This window comes from Paracoccus pacificus, from assembly GCF_042680785.1.
GTDB classification, from domain to species: Bacteria; Pseudomonadota; Alphaproteobacteria; order Rhodobacterales; family Rhodobacteraceae; genus Paracoccus; species Paracoccus pacificus.
The window spans coordinates 404962-428359 of the sequence record NZ_JBHUEN010000043.1 but is presented as its reverse complement, the minus strand read 5'-3'; the positions used below and the strand labels follow the sequence as shown (position 1 = coordinate 428359).

21 protein-coding genes and 1 tRNA gene are annotated in these 23398 nt (G+C 65.1%); 10 read left to right on the top strand and 12 right to left on the bottom strand.

Going from position 1 to position 23398, the window contains the following annotated elements:
* Positions 1-11 precede the first annotated feature (11 nt).
* Genes ACFSCT_RS14550 through ACFSCT_RS14540 form a run of 3 tightly spaced genes read right to left on the bottom strand, consistent with a single transcriptional unit; the run spans position 12 to position 2700 of the window.
* Positions 12-734: a class I SAM-dependent methyltransferase gene (locus ACFSCT_RS14550; RefSeq protein ID WP_379143877.1), complete on the bottom strand. Its 723-nt coding sequence runs from the start codon at positions 732-734 to the stop codon at positions 12-14.
* Positions 734-1450, bottom strand: coding sequence for a P-loop NTPase family protein (locus ACFSCT_RS14545; RefSeq protein ID WP_379143875.1), 717 nt, complete (start codon positions 1448-1450; stop codon positions 734-736). Before ACFSCT_RS14545 ends, ACFSCT_RS14550 begins: the two co-directional genes overlap by 1 nt.
* Positions 1451-1458: 8 nt before the next feature.
* Positions 1459-2700 (bottom strand): AI-2E family transporter, encoded by a 1242-nt coding sequence (locus ACFSCT_RS14540; RefSeq protein WP_379143874.1) that lies wholly within the window; start codon positions 2698-2700, stop codon positions 1459-1461.
* Between the two features lie 123 nt (positions 2701-2823).
* On the opposite strand from ACFSCT_RS14540, the gene proS reads away from it, so the two are divergent.
* Both proS and ACFSCT_RS14530 read left to right on the top strand, forming a co-directional pair.
* Positions 2824-4179, top strand: coding sequence for a proline--tRNA ligase (gene proS / locus ACFSCT_RS14535; protein WP_379143873.1), 1356 nt, complete (start codon positions 2824-2826; stop codon positions 4177-4179).
* Positions 4179-4664, top strand: a complete 486-nt coding sequence (locus ACFSCT_RS14530; RefSeq protein WP_379143871.1) for a DUF2937 family protein — start codon at positions 4179-4181, stop codon at positions 4662-4664. The genes proS and ACFSCT_RS14530 overlap by 1 nt, the downstream gene beginning before the upstream one ends.
* A 106-nt stretch (positions 4665-4770) precedes the next feature.
* Here ACFSCT_RS14530 and ACFSCT_RS14525 read toward each other — a convergent pair whose 3' ends face one another.
* Both ACFSCT_RS14525 and ACFSCT_RS14520 read right to left on the bottom strand, forming a co-directional pair.
* Positions 4771-5355: an HdeD family acid-resistance protein gene (locus tag ACFSCT_RS14525; protein WP_379143869.1), complete on the bottom strand. Its 585-nt coding sequence runs from the start codon at positions 5353-5355 to the stop codon at positions 4771-4773.
* 174 nt (positions 5356-5529) lie between these two features.
* Positions 5530-6540, bottom strand: coding sequence for a LacI family DNA-binding transcriptional regulator (locus tag ACFSCT_RS14520; RefSeq protein WP_379143868.1), 1011 nt, complete (start codon positions 6538-6540; stop codon positions 5530-5532).
* A gap of 173 nt (positions 6541-6713) precedes the next feature.
* Here ACFSCT_RS14520 and ACFSCT_RS14515 point away from each other — a divergent pair, with 173 nt between their 5' ends.
* The 4 genes from ACFSCT_RS14515 (at position 6714) to ACFSCT_RS14500 (ending at position 11874) form a co-directional block, all read left to right on the top strand.
* Entirely contained in the window at positions 6714-7736 is a 1023-nt protein-coding gene (locus ACFSCT_RS14515; protein WP_379143867.1) for an ABC transporter substrate-binding protein, read from the top strand.
* A gap of 63 nt (positions 7737-7799) precedes the next feature.
* A complete protein-coding gene (locus ACFSCT_RS14510) occupies positions 7800-9986 on the top strand; it encodes an ABC transporter permease (RefSeq protein WP_379143865.1) in 2187 nt (728 codons plus the stop codon).
* Positions 9983-11041, top strand: coding sequence for an ABC transporter ATP-binding protein (locus tag ACFSCT_RS14505; RefSeq protein ID WP_379143864.1), 1059 nt, complete (start codon positions 9983-9985; stop codon positions 11039-11041). Before ACFSCT_RS14510 ends, ACFSCT_RS14505 begins: the two co-directional genes overlap by 4 nt.
* 11 nt (positions 11042-11052) lie before the next feature.
* Positions 11053-11874 (top strand): inositol monophosphatase family protein, encoded by an 822-nt coding sequence (locus tag ACFSCT_RS14500; RefSeq protein ID WP_379143863.1) that lies wholly within the window; start codon positions 11053-11055, stop codon positions 11872-11874.
* Between the two features lie 71 nt (positions 11875-11945).
* Here ACFSCT_RS14500 and ACFSCT_RS14495 read toward each other — a convergent pair whose 3' ends face one another.
* From ACFSCT_RS14495 to ACFSCT_RS14485, 3 genes are all read right to left on the bottom strand, one after another.
* On the bottom strand, positions 11946-12941 hold the full coding sequence (locus ACFSCT_RS14495; RefSeq protein WP_379143861.1) for an ABC transporter permease subunit: 996 nt from the start codon (positions 12939-12941) through the stop codon (positions 11946-11948).
* Between the two features lie 18 nt (positions 12942-12959).
* Entirely contained in the window at positions 12960-14558 is a 1599-nt protein-coding gene (locus tag ACFSCT_RS14490; protein WP_379143859.1) for a sugar ABC transporter ATP-binding protein, read from the bottom strand.
* A 76-nt stretch (positions 14559-14634) separates the two neighbouring features.
* Complete coding sequence (locus ACFSCT_RS14485; RefSeq protein ID WP_379143857.1) at positions 14635-15588, bottom strand: ABC transporter substrate-binding protein; 954 nt, start codon at positions 15586-15588, stop codon at positions 14635-14637.
* Positions 15589-15925: 337 nt separating this feature from the next.
* Between ACFSCT_RS14485 and ACFSCT_RS14480 the strand changes: the two genes are divergently transcribed.
* Positions 15926-16720 (top strand): class I fructose-bisphosphate aldolase, encoded by a 795-nt coding sequence (locus ACFSCT_RS14480; RefSeq protein WP_379143855.1) that lies wholly within the window; start codon positions 15926-15928, stop codon positions 16718-16720.
* Between the two features lie 59 nt (positions 16721-16779).
* On the top strand, positions 16780-18234 hold the full coding sequence (locus ACFSCT_RS14475; RefSeq protein WP_379143853.1) for an FGGY-family carbohydrate kinase: 1455 nt from the start codon (positions 16780-16782) through the stop codon (positions 18232-18234).
* Here ACFSCT_RS14475 and ACFSCT_RS14470 read toward each other — a convergent pair.
* Together ACFSCT_RS14470 and ACFSCT_RS14465 are read right to left on the bottom strand one after the other, a co-directional pair.
* On the bottom strand, positions 18194-18946 hold the full coding sequence (locus ACFSCT_RS14470) for a GntR family transcriptional regulator (RefSeq protein WP_379143851.1): 753 nt from the start codon (positions 18944-18946) through the stop codon (positions 18194-18196). The genes ACFSCT_RS14475 and ACFSCT_RS14470 overlap by 41 nt on opposite strands.
* Before the next feature lie 132 nt (positions 18947-19078).
* Positions 19079-20176: a DUF4062 domain-containing protein gene (locus ACFSCT_RS14465; protein WP_379143850.1), complete on the bottom strand. Its 1098-nt coding sequence runs from the start codon at positions 20174-20176 to the stop codon at positions 19079-19081.
* A gap of 161 nt (positions 20177-20337) precedes the next feature.
* Between ACFSCT_RS14465 and ACFSCT_RS14460 the strand changes: the two genes are divergently transcribed.
* Positions 20338-22050, top strand: a complete 1713-nt coding sequence (locus tag ACFSCT_RS14460; protein ID WP_379143848.1) for a ribulokinase — start codon at positions 20338-20340, stop codon at positions 22048-22050.
* Positions 22050-22757 (top strand): L-ribulose-5-phosphate 4-epimerase AraD, encoded by a 708-nt coding sequence (gene araD / locus ACFSCT_RS14455; protein ID WP_379143846.1) that lies wholly within the window; start codon positions 22050-22052, stop codon positions 22755-22757. The genes ACFSCT_RS14460 and araD overlap by 1 nt, the downstream gene beginning before the upstream one ends.
* Before the next feature lie 58 nt (positions 22758-22815).
* On the opposite strand, the gene ACFSCT_RS14450 is transcribed toward araD, so the two are convergent.
* Together ACFSCT_RS14450 and ACFSCT_RS14445 are read right to left on the bottom strand one after the other, a co-directional pair.
* Positions 22816-22889: transfer RNA gene (locus tag ACFSCT_RS14450), tRNA-Gly, on the bottom strand.
* A 47-nt stretch (positions 22890-22936) separates the two neighbouring features.
* Positions 22937-23389: a nucleoside deaminase gene (locus ACFSCT_RS14445; RefSeq protein ID WP_379143844.1), complete on the bottom strand. Its 453-nt coding sequence runs from the start codon at positions 23387-23389 to the stop codon at positions 22937-22939.
* Between the last annotated feature and the right edge of the window lie 9 nt (positions 23390-23398).

Genomic DNA, 23398 nt, shown 5'->3' with positions numbered 1-23398 from the left:
GTGTCGGGGTTTCATGTCTCGAGGCCGGGCGGAATGGCGCCTTTGGGGCGCAGCGCGCAGGTGCGGCGGCGCTTTGGCGTGGTGCGGTAGTAATCGGCGACGCTGACCCGCCGCGCAGGCGGCAGTTCGTCCCAGTTCACCCATTCGCAGCCAAGACCCAACGCGTCGGCCATCCGCTCCATCGCGGCGGTACTGGGGATGCCGATGATGGCGGTTTCCTGCCCCTCGGCCTGCGGCGCCGCGTTCAGGTCGTTGTCGGTACGCTCACGGACAAGCTGGATCATCGGATTTTCGGCGGTGATGAACTCGCTGTCGATGATGATCAGCTTCGCGCCAAGTGCCGTGGCCTGCCGCAACAGCCGGAAATGGTCCATGACGTGGTAATAAATGCCATAAAGGGCGACGACATCGAACCGTTCGCCGTCGCGTTCCAGCCCGTCGAGCCCGTCGTAAAGATCGCCCTGCCGCAGGGTGACCCGCCCCTTCCAGTCAGATTCGGGAAAATCCGCATAGGCGGCAACCAGTTCCGGCCGCGCCTCGATCGCCACGACCTCGGTCGCCCCGGCCGCCGCAAGCGCATAGGCCCAGCGGCCGTCATGGGCGCCCAGATCCAGCACCCGCGCCCCTTCGATATCCTTCTTGAACGGCTTCAGGATAAACCGGCGGCGCCGGTTCATGCGCTGCACATCTGCGTCGGAATAGCCGAGCGCGCCGAGAAAATCGAAAAACCCCATCACCGATCCTGTTGCAATGCCGCGCCGTTGCCGTCAAGGGCGAAACGTCGGGTGATTTCAAGTACTTCTGCAAGTAGCGCCCGCGTCACCGGCGCCTTGCGCGCAAGCGCCGCCTGATCCACCGCCGCGACCAGCGCCCGGGCATCGCCCAGCGAACGCTCCATTCTTTGGGCGAGCCAGTCGACCAGCGCGGCCGATATGACGATCTGACGGTCGGCGAACAGTTTGACCAGCACCGCCCGCAACAGCCCATCATCGGGCGCCTCCAGCCGCGCCTGCGCCGCCGTATCGAGACGCGAGCGAAGATCGGCAAGCGAAAGCCCCCAGTCCCGGGGCGGACGGCGCGCGGTGATCAGCAGGGGCCGCGCCGGGCCGCTGAGATTCCACAAATGAAAAAGCGCCTCCTCGGCGGCGGCGCCCAACGGACCGTCGGCATCTTCGATCAGCACCGGCCGGGCCGCGCCGGCCAGCGCCGCGACCGCGCCCGCATCAAGCGCCGGGCCGTCCAGAACCTGCGCATCGGCCCCGGCCGCCCAGATCCCGGCCAGATGCGACTTGCCGGCGCCGGCCGGACCGATCAGCAAAAGCCGGCCGCCGGGCCAGTCGCGGGGCGCGTCAAGCATCGCCACCGCAGCCGCGTTCGAGGGCGCAATCAGATAATCCTCGCGCCCGAGCGCAGGCGGAACGCGCAGATCAAGCGGAATTTGCCCGGTCATTCGCGGTCTCAGCTCTGGTGCGCGCCCTTGGGTTTTCCCTTCGCATCCTTCGGCTTCATCTTCGCTTCCTCGACGGCGTTTTCCAGCCGCAACTCGACCAGTTTGCTTTCTGCCGCCATTTCGGCCGCCTCACGCTCACGCGCGATGGTGCCGCGCGGAACCAGTTCGATCGGCACCGGCTGCGGCGGCGGGGGTGGGACTTCCTTGCCGGTATAAAGCGCGCTTTCGCGGTAACGTTCGGCGGCGAAACGCACCAGAACCCCAAGCGATGCCGCAATCGGCACCGCGGCCAGCAGCCCGACAAAGCCGAACATGGTGCCAAAGACGGTCAGCGCCAGCATCAGCCAGACCGGGTGAAGCCCCACCTGCCCGCCGACGATCTTGGGTTGCAGATAATTGCCCTCGACCATCTGGCCGAAGGCGAAAACCGCGATGACCGCGCCGATCCACAGCCAGTCGCCCCAAAAGCTGAACAGGGCCACGCCGATGGCCGTCGCCCCGCCGATCAGCACCCCGACATAGGGGATAAAGCCCAGCATCGCCGCCATCGCCCCGATACCCACCCCGAAAGGCAGCCCGATAAGCCCCAGCGAAACCGAATAGAACGTCCCCAGTATCAGGACCACCAGCCCCTGCCCGCGCACGAATCCCGACAGCGCCTTGTCGATGTCGCGGAACAACCGCCGCAGCGTGGGCGCATGCTCGCGCGGCAAAAGCTGGTCGATGCGGGCAACCATGTGGTCCCAGTCCAGCAGCAGGTAGAACGCCACCACCGGCACGATCACGAAAAGCGTGATCAGCGACACCAGACTGACCACCGACCCCATCACCGTCGACAGGATATTCGCCGAAAGCTCGCTCAACCGCGATCCAAACTGCGAGATCACGCTGCGCAGCGTGCCATCGGCCGGGACGAGTTCGGGGAATTGCGCGGTCAGCCAGCCCTGTACCTGCTGCATCATGCCCGGCATCGCCTCGATCAACTGGGTGATCTGGCGGAAGATGATCGGCAGCACGAACAGGATCACAAGGATGAACAATGCCGCCGCCACGACCGAGATCACGATGACCGACAAGGTCCGCGACAGGCCGAGACGTTCCAGCCGGTCCGCGACCGGGTCCATCAGATAGGCCACCGCCGCACCCAGCAGGAACGGCATGATCGCATTACCCAGCAGCCACAGCATCAAAAGCACGGCGAACAGCGCCGTGCCCCAGATCCAGACCTGCTTGTGTACCGGAATCTGCATTACCCTCTCCTGACCTGTTCCGACCGACATTCGCGGTTTCACACCGCCGATGCAAGCAATGCCGGTTGCCGCGAGGCTCGCCGTCAGTTAATCGGTTTCAAGCATTGCTCCAAGGGTCTTATCATGCGTCTTTCGCGCTATTTTCTGCCTGTCCTCAAGGAAACCCCCGCAGATGCGCAGATCGCCAGCCACCGGCTGATGCTGCGCGCAGGCATGGTCAAGCAGCAGGCGGCGGGGATCTATTCCTGGCTGCCGCTGGGCTTCAAGGTATTGAACCGGATCGAGCAGATCGTGAACGAGGAACAGCAGCGCGCCGGTCATATCCCGCTTTTGATGCCGACGCTGCAATCGGCGGAGCTGTGGCGCGAAAGCGGCCGCTATGACGCCTATGGCGACGAGCTTCTGCGCATCACCGACCGCCACAAGCGCGAAATGCTGTATGGCCCGACGAATGAGGAGATGATCACCGACATCTTCCGCAGCCATGTGAACAGCTACAAGGATCTGCCGCTGACGCTGTATCACATCCAGTGGAAATTCCGCGACGAGGTGCGCCCCCGCTTCGGCGTCATGCGCGGCCGCGAGTTCCTGATGAAGGACGGCTATAACTTCGACCTTACGAAAGAGGACGCGCTTCACGCCTATAACCGGCATCTGGTCAGCTATCTGCGCACCTATGAACGCATGGGCCTGCAGGCGATCCCGATGCGCGCCGATTCCGGCCCGATCGGCGGCGACGACACCCATGAATTTCTGGTCCTCGCCGATACCGGCGAGTCCGAGGTCTTTTATGACAGCGAGATCACCGACCTGAAATTCGGCGACCGCGAGATCGATTATGACAATGTCGAACAGTTGCAGGGCGTGCTGGAAGAGTTCACCAGCCGTTACGCCCGCACCGACGAAACCCATGACGAGGCTGTCTTCGCCAAGGTCCCCGAGGAACGCCGCCGCACCGCGCGCGGCATCGAGGTGGGGCAGATCTTCTACTTCGGCACCAAATATTCCGAACCTATGGGGGCGACGGTCGTCGGCCCGGACGGCGCCCGCACGCCGGTTCACATGGGCAGCCACGGCATCGGTGTGTCGCGCCTCGTCGGCGCCATCATCGAGGCCAACCATGACGACAAGGGCATCATCTGGCCCGAGGGCGTGACCCCGTTCGACGTCGGCATCGTCAACCTCAAACAGGGCGACGCATCCACCGACAGCGCTTGCGAGGCGCTTTACCGCGAATTGAAGGCGAAGGGGCTGGATCCGCTTTACGACGATCGCGACGAGCGCGCCGGGGCGAAATTCGCCACCATGGACCTGATCGGTCTGCCCTGGCGGATCACGGTGGGGCCGCGCGGGTTGGCCAGTAACACCGTCGAGCTGACCAGCCGCCGCACCGGCGAATCCGAAGAGCTGAGCGCCGAGGCCGCCGTCAACCGGCTGGCCGAGATATACGCGCCGGTCAAAGCCGCGGCTTTCGCCTGATGTCGATCCTGCGCCTGATCCCGGCGCTGGCGCTGGGTGCGGTCCTGTCGCAGTTCCCGGCCTTTTCGGACCAGTATGTCCAAAGGCTGGGCGGTCAGGTCGATGCCCTTCAGGCCGTCGCCGCGGATTTCGATGCCAGCGCCGAAAAGGCCGGATACACGCGCGAACAGGCGTTATCGGACCTGTCAGGCTCCGACTTTCAGACCGCGCATCAGGGCGACATGCGCCAGACCTTCGCGCGGCTGGACAAGCTGTCGGGCGACCTGACGTTACTGCGCACAGCCTCGCCGCTTGAACGCATGTTGCTGCCGCACCGTCTGGGCGACATGCAGACGCTGCGTGCGACATGGGCTGATTTCGTGCCCGCGGTGCCGGTCAGTTTCGCCGGGCTGGCGGCGGGCGGGATCGGCTTTGTGCTGGGCTGGATACTGGCGGCGATGCTGGGGCGCCCTTTCCGGCGGCGGGACCGTCTGGGCTGGCGCTGAATCCGCCGCATTGCCGGGGGAAGGCCGCCCAACAGCGTGGGCGACCGGATCGGATTACGCACCCGGAGATATGCTAGCTCGTCGGGCGCGGGTGCCGTCCCCGCGTTTACGGCTTCAGGCTGCGCAGGCGGAACGCCAGCATCACCATCGAGACGCCGAAGATCAGCGCAAAGATACCGATCAGCCAGACGATGCTGATAAGCCCGGCGTCGGGCGCCACCATGATCAGGATACCGAAGATGATCGACAGCAGCCCGGACAGGCCAAGTGCCCATTCGCCTTCGATTTCGTGACGCAGCCGGATCGCGGCGATGATGCGCAGCACCCCGCCGACGACCGCCCATGCCGCGATCCAGATGACAAAGGCCAGCGCCGTGGCGGCGGGCCAGAACAATGCCATCAGGCCGATGATGATGCTCAGCACCCCGTCAAGCGCCCATGACCACCACTGATCGTCATGGGACCGGCGCCGGAAACCCATCACGATCGCCAGCACACCATCGACGACCGCGAACACGCCGAACACCAGCAGCAGGCTGGCCAGCGTCGCGCCCGGCATGAACAGCGCCAAAAGCCCCAGCAATATCCCGGCGATCCCGCGCAAAAGCGGCACCCACCAGTTTTCGGCCAGAACCCGCAAGGCGGGGTCGGAAGTTGCGGAACCTATTCCCGGTTGTTGATTAAGTGTCATCTGAAGCCCCCGTTGGCTGGTAACTGATCTGATCTTCAACACTTTTACGGGCATACGGCAAAGCCGCACACGCTCCACGATACTAATCCCGCACGGGGTAAAAATCGAGGGACGATTGTGACAGCGCCGATCATTTGCGGTAGGGCGGCGCCCGGCCGGTTCCGGCAGGCGGTTTCAGGCGGGTTTTCCCCCCTGCCGCACCGTGCCGCGCCAGATCAGCTTGGCGTGGGGGCAGACCGTCCCGACCGGGTTTTGCGCATCGGTCGCCAGCCAGCGAACGGCCTCATCGGCGATTTCCTCGACCGGCTGGCGGAAGGTGGTCAGGTTGTAGCTTTCCCATTCCGCCTGCGCGATGTCGTCGAAGCCGATCAGCGAAAGCTGGCGCGGCACCTCGACATTGAACCTGTGGCGCACGGCATCAAGCACGCCGCATGCGATCTGGTCGGTCGTGCAGAATATACCATCGGGCCGGTCAGTCCGGGTCATCAGATTGGTGCCGATATCAAGCCCGGTCTGATAATTGGTCAGGCCGCGCGCCTCGACAACCGGCTGAAGCCCGGCGTCCCGCGCGGCGGCCAGAAAGCCCGCCTCGCGCCCGGTCAGGCTGGGCGTTCCGGCCTTGGAGGTGGCAAGCGCCAGCCGCCTGCACCCGGCCGCGACCAGCACCGAAAACGCCTGCCGCCCCGCCCCCTGCTCGTCAAGGCTGATCCGAAGCGATCCGGGGCGCAGTTCGTCGCGGTTTATCAGCACCAGCCGCATGCCGTATTGAAGGCAGGTTTCGGCCAGCGACAGCGGCGGCATCCCCGACAGCACCACCGCCGCATCGGTCCGGTACGAAATCGCCCGGCGCAGCGCCTGTTCCACGCTGTCGTCGGAGCGGTCGGTGTTGATCAGCAGCGCGACCTTGCCGGCCTCTTGCAACCGCATCGTCAGCGCCGCCAGAAGTTTGGCGCGATAGGGGGTGTTGATCTCGGACGCGATCAGCGCGACCAGACCGGTTTCGGACCGGATCAGCCCGCGTGCAAGGTGGTTGACGTGATAGCCCAGCCGGTCGGCGGCGGCATGCACCTTGGCCCGCGTCTCGGCCGAGACGCTGGCGCCGGGGGTGAAGGTACGCGACACCGCCGCGCGCGACACGCCCGCCAGATCCGCAACATCCTGTGCGCTTACCGTTACGCGCCGCATTCCGCCCCTGTCCGTCCGCGAGAGTCGCCGATTCAGTGAACAGCTTTACATCAATTGATACCGTCAGCCCCGGCATAGAGCCATAATCTTTCGTTGACAACGATCCTTTCGCCTCGCAACCTGATGCACAGGTGTGCAAAGCGCGGCTCTGGCAAGAGCAAAGGGAGGAAATGATGAATAGAACCACGATCGCAATTCTGTGCGGAACCGTCCTGTTGCCGGCCGCGGCCGGCGCGGCAGAGCTGAACCTGATCTGCTCGGCCGATGTGGTGATCTGCGAACGGCTGGTCACCGAGTTCGAAAAGACCCATTCGGACATCGACGTGAACATGGTCCGGCTGTCCTCGGGCGAGGCCTATGCCAAGATCCGGGCCGAAAACCGCAATCCGCAGACCGACCTGTGGTGGGCCGGCACGGGTGATCCGCATTTGCAGGCCGCCGCGGACGGGCTGACCGCCGAATACAAATCCCCGATGCTGGACCAGATGCGCGACTGGGCGGTGAAGCAGGCCGAAGTCTCGGGCTTTCGCACCATCGGCGTCTATTCCGGCGCGCTCGGCTGGGGCTATAACAAGGATATTTTCGAGAAGAAGGGCATCAAGCCGCCCGAATGCTGGGCCGATCTGCTGGACCCGTCGCTGAAAGGCGAAATCCAGATCGCCGACCCGAATTCGTCCGGCACCGCCTATACGACGCTGGCGACGCTGGTTCAGTTGATGGGCGAGGATCAGGCCTTCGACTATCTGAAGAAACTGAACGCGAATATCTCGCAATACACCAAGTCGGGTTCGGCCCCGGTCAAGGCGGCGGCGCGGGGCGAGGCCGGCCTTGGCATCGTGTTCCAGCATGACGCGGTGGCGCAGGTCGTCGAGGGCTTCCCGATCGTGGTTGGATCGCCCTGCGAGGGCACCGGGTACGAGATCGGCTCGATGTCGATTATCGAAGGCGCGCAGAATCCCGACGAGGCCAAAATCTTCTATGACTGGGTGCTGACGCCGGAAGTTCAGGAAATCATGCCCGAGGCCGGCTCATTCCAGATCCCGTCGAACAAGAACGCCAAGATCCCCGAACAATCCCCGGATCTGGGCACGATCAAGCTGATCGACTATGATTTCGAGGAATACGGATCAGCCGATCGCCGGAAAGAACTGCTTGCCCGCTGGGACGCCGAGGTCGGCGGCCGCGCGGCCGAGTGATGCGACAAGCGGGGGGCGTCCTTGCGGGCGCCCCCTGTTGTTTCCGGTTCGGTGGGCGCGATGATGAACAAGGACAACCGCAGGCTGGATGTGGTCTTTGCGGCCAGCCTTTTGGCGCTGGTGCTGCTGCCGTGGTATCGGGTCCGGTCGGGTTTTTTCAGCTTCGACTGGCTGTCCGATATCTTCGGCAACGACGGGCTGTGGCCGGGGCTCGTGCAGGCCGCGACCGGGCGCTGGCAGCTTTGGCCGGTCATAGCACTTCTGGCCCTGGCAATCGCCATCCGCCTGACTCGGCCGCCGGGCAGGCGCGGCGGGATGCTGGCGCTGATCGGGGCGGCGGGTCTGATCTGGCTGGTGGCCGAGGGGCTGGCGATCGGCACGCGCGGCTGGAACTGGGGCCTGCTCGAGGCGCGTTTCGGCGAGGTCGCGGGCCAGCAGGCGTTCGGCGCCGGTGCCGTGGTGATGGCCTTCGCCTTCAACCTGATGATCGCCTTCGGCATGGCCGAGCGTGGGGCGCTGAAGGGTGACGCCTTTGTCCTTGGCGCGATCGCCACCATCCTTCTGCTGGTCACGACCTTCGTCTTTTACCCGATCATCTCGATGTTCACCGGCGCGTTTCAGGATTTCGACGGCGCGTTCACCACCGAAGGCGTCAGGCGCAACATCGTCGATCCCAAGATCTGGTCGCTGGCCTGTCTTTACGGCGGTTATTGCGGCGTCGCATGGCGGACCTTCTTTCTGGCGATCTGCACCGCCACGGGCACCACGCTGCTGGGGCTGGCCTTTGCGCTGGTCGCCACCCGCACCGGCTTCCGGTTCAAGAAATCACTGCGTCTGCTGACGGTTCTGCCGATCATCACGCCGCCCTTCGTGGTCGGCCTTGCGCTGACCATGCTGTTGGGCCGCGCCGGCACCGTCACGCAATGGATCGAGGCCGCCACGGGGTGGGAGCTTGGCCGCTGGATCTATGGCCTGACCGGCATCTGGATCGCCCAGATGCTCAGCTTCACGCCGATTTCCTTTCTGGTGCTGATCGGGGTCGTCGAAGGCGTCAGCCCCTCGATGGAAGAGGCCAGCCAGACCCTGCGCTCCGACCGGTGGCGCACGTTCCGCAAGGTGTCGCTGCCGCTGATGGCACCGGGGCTGGCCAATGCCTTCCTGATCGGGTTCATCGAATCGATGGCGGATTTCGGCAATCCGCTGGTGCTGGGCGGTTCGGGCGGGGTCCTGTCGACCGAGATATTCTTTGCCGTCGTCGGTGCCCAGAACGACCCGGCGCGGGCGGCGGTGCTGGCCAGCGTTTTGCTGGTCTTTACCCTGTCGGCCTTTCTGGCACAGCGGTTCTGGCTGGCCGTGCGGAACTTTGCCACCGTGACCGGCAAGGGCGACGGCGGCCGCCACGCGCTGTTGCCGGGCCGGGTGGCGGTGCCGGTCATCGGCATCGTTTGCCTGTGGAGCTTTTTCGCCGTCGCGATCTACGCGATGATCGTCTTTGGCGGTTTCGTGAAGGTCTGGGGCCTTGATCACACGCTGACCCTTGATCATTACGCCCGGGCCTTCGGCATCTCGACCGAAGGCGGCAGCATCCGCTGGACCGGCGTCGCATGGAACAGCTTCTGGACCACGATGAAAATCTCGCTGATCGCGGCGCCCCTGACCGCGGCGGTCGGTCTGATGACCGCCTGGCTGATCGTGCGGCAGCGTTTCCCCGGCCGCGCCCTGTTCGAGTTCGCGCTGATGATGAGCTTTGCGATCCCCGGCACCGTCATCGGCATCAGCTATATCATGGCCTTCAACCTGCCGCCGGTGCAACTGACCGGCACGGCGCTGATCCTGATCGCGTGCTTCGTGTTCCGCAACATGCCGGTCGGGGTGCGCGGCGGCGTGGCCGCGATGGCGCAGCTTGACGGATCCCTGGACGAGGCGTCGCTGACCCTTGGCGCGGGATCGGGCCGCACCCTGCGCCGGGTGATCCTGCCGCTCTTGCGGCCGGCGATTCTGGCGGCGCTGGTCTACAGCTTCGTGCGGGCGATCACCTCGATCTCGGCGGTGATCTTTCTGGTCAGCGCGAAATACAACATGGCCACCGCCTATATCGTCGGGCTGGTCGAGAACGGCGAATACGGCGTAGCCATCGCCTATTCCTCGGTCCTGATTCTGGTGATGATCAGCGTGATCGGCGGGTTTCAGATGCTTGTGGGTGAACGCCGTCTGCGGCGCGCCCAGACATTGCAGGAGAAGGCGGCATGAACGACACCCGGCGCGGCGCGGTCGAGTTTCGCAACGTGATGAAACGGTTTGGCAGCTTCACCGCCATTCCCGACCTGAACCTCAGCATAGCGCCGGGCGAGCTTGTCACCCTGCTTGGCCCGTCGGGTTGCGGCAAGACGACCACGCTGCGGATGCTCGCCGGTCTGGAAAGCCCGACCTCGGGTCAGGTGCTGATCGGTGGGCAGGACGTGACACGCCTGCCGGCGAACCGGCGCGACGTCTCGATGGTGTTTCAGTCCTATGCGCTGTTTCCGCACATGAGCGTGCGCCAGAACGTGGCTTACGGACTGGAATCGGGCGGGCTGAAGCCGGCCGAGGCGCGCGAACAGGCCGAGCGCGGTCTTGATCTGGTCGGCCTCGCCGGGCTTGGCGACCGTCTGCCGTCGGAATTGTCGGGCGGCCAGCAGCAGCGCGTCGCGGTGGCCCGCGCGCTTGTGCTTGAACCTCAGGTGCTGCTTCTGGATGAGCCGCTGTCGAACCTTGACGCGCGCCTGCGCCGCCGGGTCAGGACCGAGATCCGCGAATTGCAGCAGCGTCTGGGCTTTACCGCCGTCTATGTCACCCATGATCAGGAAGAGGCGCTGGCGGTATCCGACCGCATCGTCGTCATGCGCGAGGGCCGTATCGCGCAGGCGGGAACGCCACGCGACCTGTATCAGAACCCGGCCTCGGAATTCATCGCCGATTTCATGGGCGAGGCAAGCGTGGTCGATGCCAGCGTCATCTCGGTCGATGGCGACAGCGCCGTGGTGCGGATCGGGGATCTGGATGTGACGCTGCCCGCGATCGGCGGCGCCCGGCCGGGGCCGGCGCGGCTGGCGGTACGGTCGAACGCGATCAATATCCGGCCGGGACGTGGCGGCCTGAACGGCCGGGTGCTGACCTCGGCCTATCTGGGCGATCACATCGAATATGAACTGGACAGCGCCGCCGGTCGCCTGTTCGCCGTCGATCACGAAAATACCGCGCCCCTGCCGCCGGACACCGAAGTGTCGCTGAACCTGCTGCCGCGCGGCCTTGCGCTGATCCCGTAAAGGAGCCCTTGGTGACACAGAACCATCTGACCGCGCGGCTGGCCCGGGCCGAGCAGGTCGCCGGCCGGGCCGCGCGACTGGCGCTTGACCATTACCACCGCCGCGACGCGCTGGTGATCGAGACCAAGCGCCACCCGACCGATCTGGTGTCCGAGGCCGACCGCGCGGTCGAGGCGCTGATCAGGGACGCGCTCGCCGACGCCTTTCCCGATGACGCCCTGCTGGGCGAGGAGCTTGGCCTGACCCCCGGCACCTCGGGGGTGACATGGATCATCGACCCGATCGACGGCACCGCGCCTTATCTGAACGGTCTGCCGGGCTGGTGCGTCTCGATCGGGGCGATGGACGGCGACGGACCGGCCATCGGCGTCATCGCGGCGCCGATGCTGAACGAGACATTCACCGCCATGCGCGGCGGCCCGGCGCGGCTGAACGGCGCAACGATCACCGCCAGCCGGCTGGACCTGCAACATGGCATGCTGGGCGTGGGGGCGAATGATCGCGTGCCGGCCGCACGGGTGGGTGAGATGCTGGGGGCGCTGACCGGGGCCGGGTCAAGCTGGATCCGCTATGGCTCGGGCGCGCTGATGCTGGCCTGGGTCGCGGCCGGCCGGCTGGTCGGCTATGTCGAGCCGCGGATGAGCGCATGGGACTGCATGGCCGGCTATTGCCTGATCGGGGCGGCCGGCGGGCGGCTGCTGCCGTTTCCGGCCGATGAACAGGGTCTGATCCGGCCCGCGCCGGTGCTGGGCGCCAACTGCGCCAGCTATGACGATCTGCTGCGCCTGACGCGGTTGGACGACGATCGTTTCTGGACGACCACGGCGGGCTGACCGGCGAAGGATCACAGCGAGATGCGCCGGACAATCGGGACGAGGGGCGCGCGCCTGCCCCCATCGACCGATCAGGTCCGGGTGCCCCCGCCCGAGCCGATCCGATAGCGGTCAAGCGCGACCGCCACGATGATCACCAGACCCTTGATGATATACTGCCAGATGTCCGACACGCCGACCAGAATAAGGCCATTCGACAACACCGCGATGATCAATGCCCCGATCAGCGTGCCCCAGATCGAGCCGACACCGCCCACGAAACTGGTGCCGCCCAGAATGACGGCGGCGATCGCGTCAAGCTCATAGGCCTGACCAAGCTGAAGCCCGTTGGCCGCGTAAAGCCGCGCCACCGACATCAGCCCGCCGATCCCGGCCAGGAGCCCCGACATGGAATAGACGAACAGCAGGATCACCGGCACGTTGATCCCGGCCAGACGCGCCGCCTCGGGGTTGCCGCCGACGGCATAGATGCGGGTGCCCAGCACGGTGCGGCGCAGGATGAACCATGACACCAGCACCACCGCGATGGCGATGACCGCAAGCCACGGCACTCCGAACAGCGAGCCGTTGCCGATAAAGGCAAAGGGCAGGTTCGAGTTGAATACCGTGGTGTCATCCCCCAGCAGCCGCGCCAGCCCGCGGAAACCGGTCAGCGTGCCAAGCGTGACGATAAAGGGCGGCAGCCGCAGATAGGCGATCACCAGCCCGTTCACCAGCCCGCACAGCAACCCGACCGCCAGCGCGGCCGGAATCCCCAGCATTCCCATGTCCGGCAAAAGCGAGGTCATGACCCCGACCATGGCCGCAACCGCAAGGATCGAGCCGACGGACAGGTCGATGCCGCCGGTCAGCACGACGAATGTCATGCCCGCCGCAAGCACGATGTTGATCGAGGCCTGCTGCATCACGATCGACAGGTTGCTGACCGATATGAACCGGCCGCTGAGCATCTGAAAGCCGATGGCCAGCAGGATCAGAACCGGCAGCATCCCCACCGAGGTCATCATCGCGCGCCAGTTGCGGCGGCGCAGGGCTTCTTCACTGGTCGGGTCGCGGGTCTCGCTCATGTCGCCTCAGCCTGACTGTTAAGGGTTCACGGGTTCCGCGGGGGTTTCCGCCCGCGGCGCGCTGGCGCTTGTCGCCAGCGTCATGATGTCTTCCTGATCAATATGCCCCTCGGCATCGGGCAGGACTTCGCCGGCGATCCGGCCCTCGCGCATGACCAGCACGCGGTCGGCAATGCCGATAATCTCGGGCAGGTCGCTGGAGATCACGACGATGCCCAGGCCGCGCTGCGCCAGCGCGTCGATCATGCGATAGATCTCGGATTTCGCGCCGACGTCGACGCCCCGGGTCGGCTCGTCAAGGATCAGCACGCCCGGCTCGCCCTCGAGCAAACGCGCAAGCAGCGTCTTTTGCTGGTTGCCGCCGGACAGGGCGCCGACGTTGATCCGGGTGCCGGCGGTGCGGATGCCGAATGCCTTAACCGCATCATTCGCGCGCTGGTCGGCCCGGGAATAGTCGCGCACGCCCGCCGCCTTCGCGTCGCGGCCGATCACGCTGATATTGATGTTTTCGGCGACCGACATGTCCAGAAACAGGCCCAGCCCCTTGCGGTCCTCGGTCAGATAGGCGACGCCCGCCTCCAGCGCCTCGGCCGGGCTGCTCAGCCGCTTTTCCTGCCCGTGCAGCGTCAGCCGGCCGCCGGTCGCGGGATCGGCGCCATAGATCAGCCGCGCAAGCTCGGTCCGGCCGGATCCGACCAGCCCGGCGATGCCCAGCACCTCGCCGGGGTAAAGATCGAACGAGGCGTCAAAGACCCGCTTTCCGTCCCCCATGCCCTGCACCGACATCAAGGGCGCGGCCCGCTTGCCCCCCGCCCGGTGCTGTTTGCGATAGAAAGATGACAGATCGCGCCCGACCATCATGGACACCAGCTTCGCGGCGCTGATCTGATCATGCTCGAGCGTGCCGACATAGGTGCCGTCGCGCAGCACGCTGACCCGGTCGGCGAGTTGATAGACCTCTTCCATGCGGTGGCTAATATAGATGATCGCCATGCCCTGTTCCTTCAGGCTGGCGATCAGGCCGAAAAGCCGGTCAACCTCGCGCGCGGTCAGCGAGGTGGTGGGTTCGTCCATGACCAGAATCCGGGCATCGATGGTCAGGCTGCGGCCGATCTCGACCAGTTGGCGGTTGCCCAGCGACAGATCGGCGACGGTGACGCCGGGCCCGAAAGGCGCGCCGAGGCGCTGAAGGATCGGGGCGGCCGCCCGCCGCGCCTCGCCCTTGTTCAGGATACCCCAGCGGGAAAATTCATTGCCCAGATACATGTTCTGGGCCACGGTCAGGTTCGGCGACAGCGACAGTTCCTGATAGATGATGGAAATGCCGGCCCGTTTCGCGGCGACCGGATCGCCGGGGGGCACGGTCTGACCGTTCACCAGCACGGCGCCGCCCGGATCGGGCGTGTAAGCGCCGGAGAGGATCTTCATCAGCGTCGACTTGCCGGCCCCGTTCTCGCCCATCAGCGCGTGAACCTCACCCGGATAGACGGTCAGCGAGACGCCGGAAAGGGCGCGGATCGCGCCAAAGGTCTTGGAAATGTCCCGCATCTCCAGAATCGGGACGGCTTGCGGATGGCTGCCCGCAGCGGGGTCGGCGGAAGGGGTCAGGTCCGGCATGAGACAGGCGATCCTTCGTAGGTGTGGACCGGCCCGGGGATCGGGCCGGCCCGTTGAGTCCGGGGCACGCGCGCGCTCAGTTCGACGGAATCGGCCAGCCGGTCTGGTCGCCGACGTTTTCCTTGGTCACCAGCGTGGTGTCCAAGAGCGTGACCTGCGGATCGGGCGCCTTGCCGGTCTCCAGCATCTTCACGGCTGCCTCGGCCGCCTGTTTGGCCATGCCATAGGGATCCTGCGAGGCCGAGGCGACCAGCAGGCTGTCGGGCTGCTTCATTCCAGCAAGGAAATCGGGCGAGCCGTCGACGCCGGCGATGATCATCTCGTTGCGGTTAAGCTGTTTCGCGGCCAGTTCGGCCCCGATCGCGGTGGGGTCGTTGGCGCCGAACACGGCGTCGATCTTGGGGAAACGGGTCAGCAGCGACTGCATCACCGCAAGCCCACCCTCGCGCGAGCCCTTGCCGTCCTGGTTATCCGACAGAACCTTGATGTCGGGATATTTCGAGAAGGCATCCTTGCATCCGGTCACCCGGTCGATGATCGACGACACCGGCGGCCCGTTGATGATGACGACGTCGCCCTTGCCGTTCAGCCGCTTGGCCAGTTCCTCGCAGGCGATGTTCCCGGCCTGGGTGTTGTTGGTCATCACCGTCAGGTCCGAGCCCTCGGCCGACACGTCCATGGCGGCCACGATGATGCCCGCCGCCTTCGCCTTTTCGACGAAGGGCTTGATCGCCACCACGTCGACCGCGTTCAGCATGATGATCTTCGCGCCTGCGCCGATGAAGCTGTCGATCTGGGACGCCTGTTTGTTCAGTTCGTAATCCGCGCCGACGCTGGTGATCTCGACATTCGGATTGCCGGTTTTCAGACCGTCCTCGGCGCCCTGGATCAGCGGCTTAAAGAACGGGTTGCCAAGCGTGCCGACGGTGATGCCCGCCCGGTCCAGCTTGCTCGCATCCTGCGCAAAGCCGGCCGCGGGCAGCGCGGCGGCGATCGAAAGGACCGCAAGTGTCTTAGTGATCCGAACCATTTACTCCTCCTTAATGGTCGATTCCGTAATGATGATATTCTACCGCTTATGCGATGCGGAGTCGGTGAACCCTAGCACGCCGATCGCCGTCTGGAAGATGCAAAAGCGATCCCCCGTTCGACGCCGGCGTATCGCCGCGGTGCGTCTTGCGCGCGGCGGCGGTGATGGCGCCGGAAGCATGCCGGCAGCCGCCGACGTCTGACTGACCCCCCCTCCTTATCGGCGGCGCCAAGCGTCCGGTCGCCCCCGGCCCCACAACTAACCTTGACTCGCCATCCGGTCAACTGGTACGTATTGTACGTACAACATACCCCCCGCATTTTGCACGAGGTTGCCGATGACGTCCCGTCTTTCCCGTTCCTATCGCATGAACCGGGTATTACACCCGGATCGCGCGGCGCTTGTCCTGCCTGTCGATCATGGCGTCGTCTGGGGGCGCGTCCCGGCGCTCGAATCGCCGGTCGAGGTGATGAAGAACTTCATCGACGAGGATATCACCGGCTATATGGTCACCACCGGCATCGTCCGCGCGACCGAGGAAATGCTGGCCCGCCGCCCGGCGCTGGCCCGGGTTCTGGCCATCGACGCCTTCTGGCCGACCAGCGCCCCGGAAACCGGCACCGGCACCATGGTCGCCAGCGTCGAGGATGCGGTCCGCATGGGTGTCGATTGCGTCAAGATGCTGCTGCCGTGGAATGTCACCGACGCGGAAAAGGTCCTGTATTGCGAACGCATCGGCAAGGTCGTGTCGGATGCGGCGCGCTGGGAAATGCCGGTGATGATCGAGCCGGTCCTGCTGGCCGCCCCCCGCTCGGCCGAAGTGATCGAGCAAGAGATGGAGGTGGCGCGGGTCGCCTATGATCTGGGCGCGGATATCATCAAGATCACCTTCCCCGGCACCGATGCCACGAAAAAGCTGGTGGCGGAACTGGACGTGCCGATCGTGGTTGCGGGCGGCGCGCTGAGCGGTGACGCCAAATCCACCATCCGCGACGTGGAAGAGGCGATCTCGGCCGGGGCGCAAGGTGTGGTCGTCGGCCGCAAGGTCTGGCAGCGCCCGGCGCAAGAGGCCAAAGAGGTCATCGGCCAGATCGCCAAGATCTGCCGCAGCAAATTCACCCGGCATTGGTGATGCCGGTCGTCCGCAAGGGCTGATGGCCGGATGGGGCGGGACATGGAATGGGGCGGGACATGGGAAAAATGTTCTGCGGCATAGACATCGGCACCACCAACCTGAAGGTGGTGCTGATCGACGGCGACGGGCGGCCGGTCGCCGAGCGCGCCAGCCCGACCCCGCGCATCGACCGCGACGGCAAGGTCGAAACCGATGCCGTCGCATTGGTCGCCGCGCTGGAGCGTATGATCGCCGAGGCATGGCGCGCATCGGGCCACCCCCGGCCCCTGACCGCCATATGCGCCGCCGGGGTGGGCGAGGACGGGTTGCCGGTGGACCGCGCGCTACGACCGCTCGACACCGCGATTCCGTGGTTCGACCGCCGCGCAGCGGATCAGGCCGCGCGTCTGGCGCAGCAGTTTCCGACCGCAAGGCGGCGCACCGGGCTGGATTTCGAGCCCACCCGGACCGCCGCGAAATGGCTTTGGCTGGCGGAAAGCGAAAACCGCCGCATTCCGGCCAAAGCCGACTGGATCGCCGTCACCGATTACCCCGCCGCGCGCTGGAGCATGGCGCCCTTCATCAGCGAGACGCTGGCCGCGCGCAGCGGCGCCTATGACATTCGCGAACGGCGCTGGTCGGGCGATCTGCTGGCCGCGGCCCGTGCCCCCAACCTGCCGCCGGTGGTCCGCGCGGGTCAGGTCGTCGGTCATATGCGCCCCGGCCCCCTGACCGCCTCGGGCGCGGCATCCGAGCGGACATTGATCGTCGCGGGTGGTCACGACCATCCGATCGCGGCCTCGCTGATCCGGCGACTGGCCGCTGATGCGATCGTCGATTCGCTGGGCACGGCCGAGTTGATCTATGCCGAAACCGACGAACTTTCCCCCGGCACCACCCCCGAAGGCGCGCTGATCCGGACCGTGCCGATCCTTGGCCGGCGCGGCCGGAGTGGTCGGAGTGGTCAGACGCTGATGCTGGTCTTTGAATTCGCCGCCGCGCTGGCGCCGTTTCGCGAGGGCGGGATGCTGCCCGAAGAATTCGCACAGGCGGCGCGCATCCCCTATCCCCCCGCTGTCGCGCCCTGGCTTCCATCGGAAACCGCCATTCACGGGCTTGCCGATACGCTGCGCAAGGATCCGCTGGGCCGGACCTATCTGCTTTGCCGGGTGATCGAGGGGTGCGGGTTTCTGACCCGCTCGGTCCTCGCCGGTCTTGGCGATTGCGGGGTTCGGCCCGGACCCGTCTACGTCAGCGGCGGGTGGAGCCGTTCGGACGCGCTGATGTCCCTGCGCGCCGATGCGATCGGGGTTGCGCTGCACCGTGTCGATGTCCCGGAACAGACCGCGATGGGGGCGGCGCTGATCGCCCGCGATGCGGTGACCGCAACCCCGGCGCCGGCGCTGCGCGATCTGGCGACGACGCGTTTCAGCCCCGATCTCGACCGTGCGGCCATTGCCGCCGAACGCTTTGCCGCATCTGCCCGGGACTTCAGTCGCGTATGGCGGCCTGCGCCTCGACCTCGATCGTGACCATATCGCTGCGCACATGCGAGATGTAGAAATCGAACACCTGCCCCGCCGCATCCCGCGACACCGAATCGATACGCAGGACCGGCGTGCCCGCATGAACCTCAAGCAGGCGGGTCAGATCCGGGGGGACCAGCACGGCCGCCACCGCCCGCCGCGCGGCGAAAAAGGGATAGCCCGCCGCGCGCAGCGCCCGGTTGAGCGAACCCTGCCCCTGCAGAACCGTGCTGCCTTCAAGCTTGGCGGCGACCTCGGGCGGCAGCCAGTTGATCGAATGCATGACCGGCGCGCCATCGACCTGCCGCAACCGTTCCAGAGCCACCCAGCCCGCGCTGTCGGCCACCCCGGTCAGTTCGGCGGCCTTTGCGGGCAGGGGCCGCGCGCCCCATGACAGAACCCGCGTCTGCACGCTGCGCCCGGGCACCGCGGCATGGGTTTCAAGAAACCCCTCGGCCACCTGCAACATCCAGCGGTCGGCCCCGGGGGCTGCGACGAAAGCCCCGCGACGCGGCACGATGCGGATCAGGTTCTGGCTTTCCAGCGCCCGCAGGGTCTCGCGCACGGTAGAGCGCGACAGCCCGAACTGACGGCATAATTCCGATTCGCCGGGAAGCTGATCGCCGGGACCCAGCGCGCCCGAGCCGATCCGCGCCTCGAACATCCGGGCAAGCTGAAGATAGTAGGGAATGGATGATGTGCGGTCGATTGTGTTCATACTGGGAAACATGCTGGATCGCCCCTAGGTTACGCAAGCTGGGCAATCGCGGCTCGGCAAAAAAGAAAGCCATGTCGCGAAACCGCTTGGGTCAGTTAGAACCCGTACGTATCGCGGTCGGCTGCGAGGCGGTTAGAAGGGTATTTCGTCATCGAAGTCCTTCCCCAAGGTCGTGGGAAAGTTCAACTTGATCTCTCCTCTAGTCACCTTAAAGGCAGACAGTCCGCCATCCGCTATACTGTAACGCCGGGCCACCCTCTGAGCAGCCTCGGTAAACGCCTGTTCAGCCCCCAACGCGTTCATCAACCCGGCTTCGATATAATAACTTACGAGGCGGTCCAGCGTCGACTTGCTGATCTTGAACGCCTTTGAGGTATCAATCGACCCGACCACACCAGCGATGGCAGACCCTATTTCAACACAAGATTCATCACCCTCGATATAATAAGTGTACTCGCCGTTCCAGTCACTCGTTCTCCATTGCAGATTGTTGAAAAATATCGGAAAAGTCGCAATCCATGTTGTAAGAACTGATGCAGCACTGCCGTACGGCGAACCGTGCCCCCGCGCGCCGATATTCGGTAGAAGGTCGATGGTGATTGGATCCTCTGCCGCTGGGATCGGAGGTAGCGCCAGTTCTATTTCCAAGCTACCGATTGCATCGCGAAACTTGGCGTTCTCTTTGCGAACTTCGTTTAGCTCTTCCAGCGCTTCCCTGCTGGCAATAGCGTCACCACGCACCCAGCCCACCGCCGGTTTCGTTGCCTTGGAGTGGTCTAACGCCTCGCGGACAGCAAGCTTTAGCTCATCGGCGGTTTTCCAAGTCTTGCGTATGCGGTTTGTTTCAACTTCAGAAACGAACGCAGCCAAGCGATTTTTTCCGTCCGCCGTATCTTCACTCTTGTTTACCGGAATACTGCCCCGTTCCCCGTGCAGCATCGCCAGCACAGGAATGCCCTTTGATTTTGCGTACCGATATTCCTTTTCGGTATAGCTCATGCCGTCATCGGCAGGCGTTCCGTAACGTCCCGCGACGATCAAAACATAGTAGTCGCACTTATCAATCAGCGCCTTAATAAACTCGAACTGATTCTCGTCGGCGGCAGGGAAAGACTCCATCTGCACAGGAAAATCACCTGCGCTGATTACAACATCTTGAACAGCCAGACGTTCAGCCTTGAGGTCTTCAAAGGTCGAGCTAATGAAGACGGAATATCGCTTGTCGTGCATGTCGGGGCTGTTCTCATCGCGGGGAGCGGCTAAGTGTGGTGCGATCAAAGCAAAATATCAACACCCGCTTGGGAGAAGCCCCCACAGACCCAAGCGTCCACCTTGGCCCGATACCAACCAACGCAGTTTCGCAGTTCGGCAAAAAAGAAAAGGAAGCGGCAATGTTCACCGTAGGGCTTGATTACGGCAGCAACTCGGTCCGAACGGTCGTCATCGCGACGGCGGACGGCCGCGAGATGGGCAGTTGCGTCTTCAACTATCCCTCGGGCGAGCAGGGGATTCTGCTGGATCATCGCGACCCGCTTCTGGCGCGGCAGAATCCGGCCGATTACCTGACAGGCCTGCGCGAATCGGTGCGCGGCGCGATCAAAGCGGCGCGTGCCGCCCATCCCGATTTCGATCCCGGCCGGATCGTCGGCATCGGCATCGGCACCACCGGATCCAGCCCCCTGCCCGTCGATGCCCAAAACCGCGCGCTGGGCATGTTGCCGGAATGGCGGGATAACCTGAATGCGCAATGCTGGCTGTGGAAAGATCACACCGCATGGCGCGAGGCCGAGGCGATCACGGCCGCCGCCGCCGCGAAACGCCCCGAATATCTGGCGGTCTGCGGCGGGGTCTATTCCTCGGAATGGTTCTGGGCCAAGATCTGGCACTGCCTGAACGTCGCGCCCGAGGTATTTGACGCGGCGGCGAGCTGGGTCGAGATCGCCGATTGGCTGCCGGCGGTCCTTGCCGGTGTTCAGGACCCCGGAGAGATCACCCGAGGCATCTGCGCGGCCGGGCACAAGGCCATGTTCTCGGACGCCTGGGGCGGATTGCCCGACGCGGAATATCTTGCCGGTCTCGACCCCAGACTGGCCGAACTGCGCCCCCGGCTTTACGATCGGGCATTCGACGCCGCCACACCCTCGGGCCGGCTGTCCGCCGAATGGGCGGAAACCCTGGGCCTGCCCGCCGACATCCCGATCGCGATCGGCGCGCTGGATGTCCACTATGGAACCATCGGTTGCGGGGTGACCGAGGGCAGCCTGATCAAGGTCATCGGCACCTCGACCTGCGACTGCACGGTCCTGCCGCAATCCGGCCCGATGCCGATCATCCCCGGCATCTGCGGAATCGTCCCCGGATCCATCCTGCCCGGATTTTTCGGGATCGAGGCCGGCCAATCCGCCGTCGGCGATATTTTCCGCTGGTGGGTCGACGAGATATGTCAGGGCGATGACGCCCTGCACGCAAGGTTGACCGCCGAGGCCGACGTGCTGCGCCCCGGTCAGTCGGGGCTGCTCGCGCTTGACTGGAACAACGGCAACCGGACGATCCTGGTGGATCAGCGGCTAAGCGGGCTGCTGCTTGGCCAGTCGCTCTATACCTCGCGCGCCGAGGTTTACCGGGCGCTGATCGAGGCGACCGCCTTCGGGGCCCGCGCGATCATCGAACGTCTGCGCGAATTCGGCGTGCCGATCGAGCGGGTGATCTGCACCGGCGGCATCGCCGGCAAGAACCCGATGGTGATGCAGATCTATGCCGATGTGACAGGCTGTGCCATTCATGTGGCAAGCTCGGGTCAGGCCTGTGCGCTCGGATGCGCGATCACCTCGGCGGTGCTGGCCGGCGCCCAGCCGGATTTCGCCACCGCCGAGCAGCGCATGACCAGTCTGCGCCCGGTCGTCTATGAACCACAACCCGGGGCGCGGGTCATTTATGACCGGTTGTATGGGCTTTATCGCCAGTTGCACGACAGCTTTGGCGGTCTGGACCACAGCGCCGATCTGTCCAATGTGATGAAAGACTTGATGACCCTGCGCGACGAGGTCGCCGCAGAAACCAGAACAGAAACCAGAACGGAACCCGCAACAGGAGGTAACCGCTGATGTCCAGCCGCCATCTCGAGCTTAGGCGCGAGGCTTATGAGGCCAACCGCGACCTGCCGAAAAACGGGCTGATCAACCTGACCTTCGGCAATGCAAGCGCGGTCGACCGCGCGGCGGGGCTGTTCGCGATCAAGCCCAGCGGCGTCGATTACGCCGACCTGACCCCCGAAAGCATGGTCGTGGTGGATTTCGACGGCGCCGTGGTCGACGGAAACCTTCGCCCCTCATCCGACACGCCCACGCACCGGCGGCTGTTTCTGGCCTTCAAGGACATCGGCGGCGTCGTCCACACCCACTCGACCCATGCCACCGCCTTTGCGCAGGCCGGTCGCCCGATCCCGATTTTCGGCACCACCCATGCCGATTATTTCAACGGTCCGGTCCCGGTGACCCGCCGGATGAGCCCGCGCGAGATCGAGACGGCTTATGAATGGGAAACCGGCAATGTCATCGTCGAGCGGTTCGAGGGCATCGACCCCGCCGATTTCCCCGCCGTTCTGGTCAACCGCCACGCGCCTTTCACATGGGGCGCAAGCGTGGCCAAGGCGGTCGAGGTCGCCGTGGCGGTCGAATGCATCGCGCAGATGGCGCTGCTGAGCCTGCAACTGGCGCCCGACCTGCCCGAAATCGAGGGTGAGCTTCTGGCCAAGCATTTCAAACGAAAGCACGGCGCCGGCGCCTATTACGGGCAAAGCGAGCCGATTTAGGCCGGCGTCGCGCTTTCGGCAAACCGGCCCGGACACAGGATCAACGGCGTGGTGAAGGTGGAGCGGGTGATGGGAATCGAACCCACGTATTCAGCTTGGAAGGCTGCTGCTCTACCATTGAGCTACACCCGCATGTGGCCCGTATAAGGCGGCCCGATGGGCGGTGCAACCTTTCTGCTCTATCGCCGCTCAGCGAAAAATTCCTGCAACAGATCACGGGCGGCTTCGGCGCCGATCCCGTCGTGGACCTCGGGGCGGTGATGGCATTGCGGGTGGGAAAAAACCCGCGCGCCGTGCTTCACCCCGCCCGACCGCGGATCGTCGGCGCCGAAATACAGCACCTCGATCCGTGCGGCCGAGATCGCGGCGGCGCACATCGCGCAGGGCTCGAGCGTGACCCACAGGCGAAATCCGGGAAGCCGCTCGGATCCGGCGGCGGCGCAGGTGGCGCGGATCACCAGTATCTCGGCATGGGCGGTCGGGTCCGAAAGCGCGCGGGTGCGATTGCCGTCCTGCGCTACCACGCGGCCCCGGGCATCGGTCAGGACCGCGCCCACCGGCACCTCGCCACGCGCGGCGGCGGCGCGGGCCTCGGCCAGCGCGGTGTCCATCTGGGTGACGAAGCGTTTCATCGCGGTCTT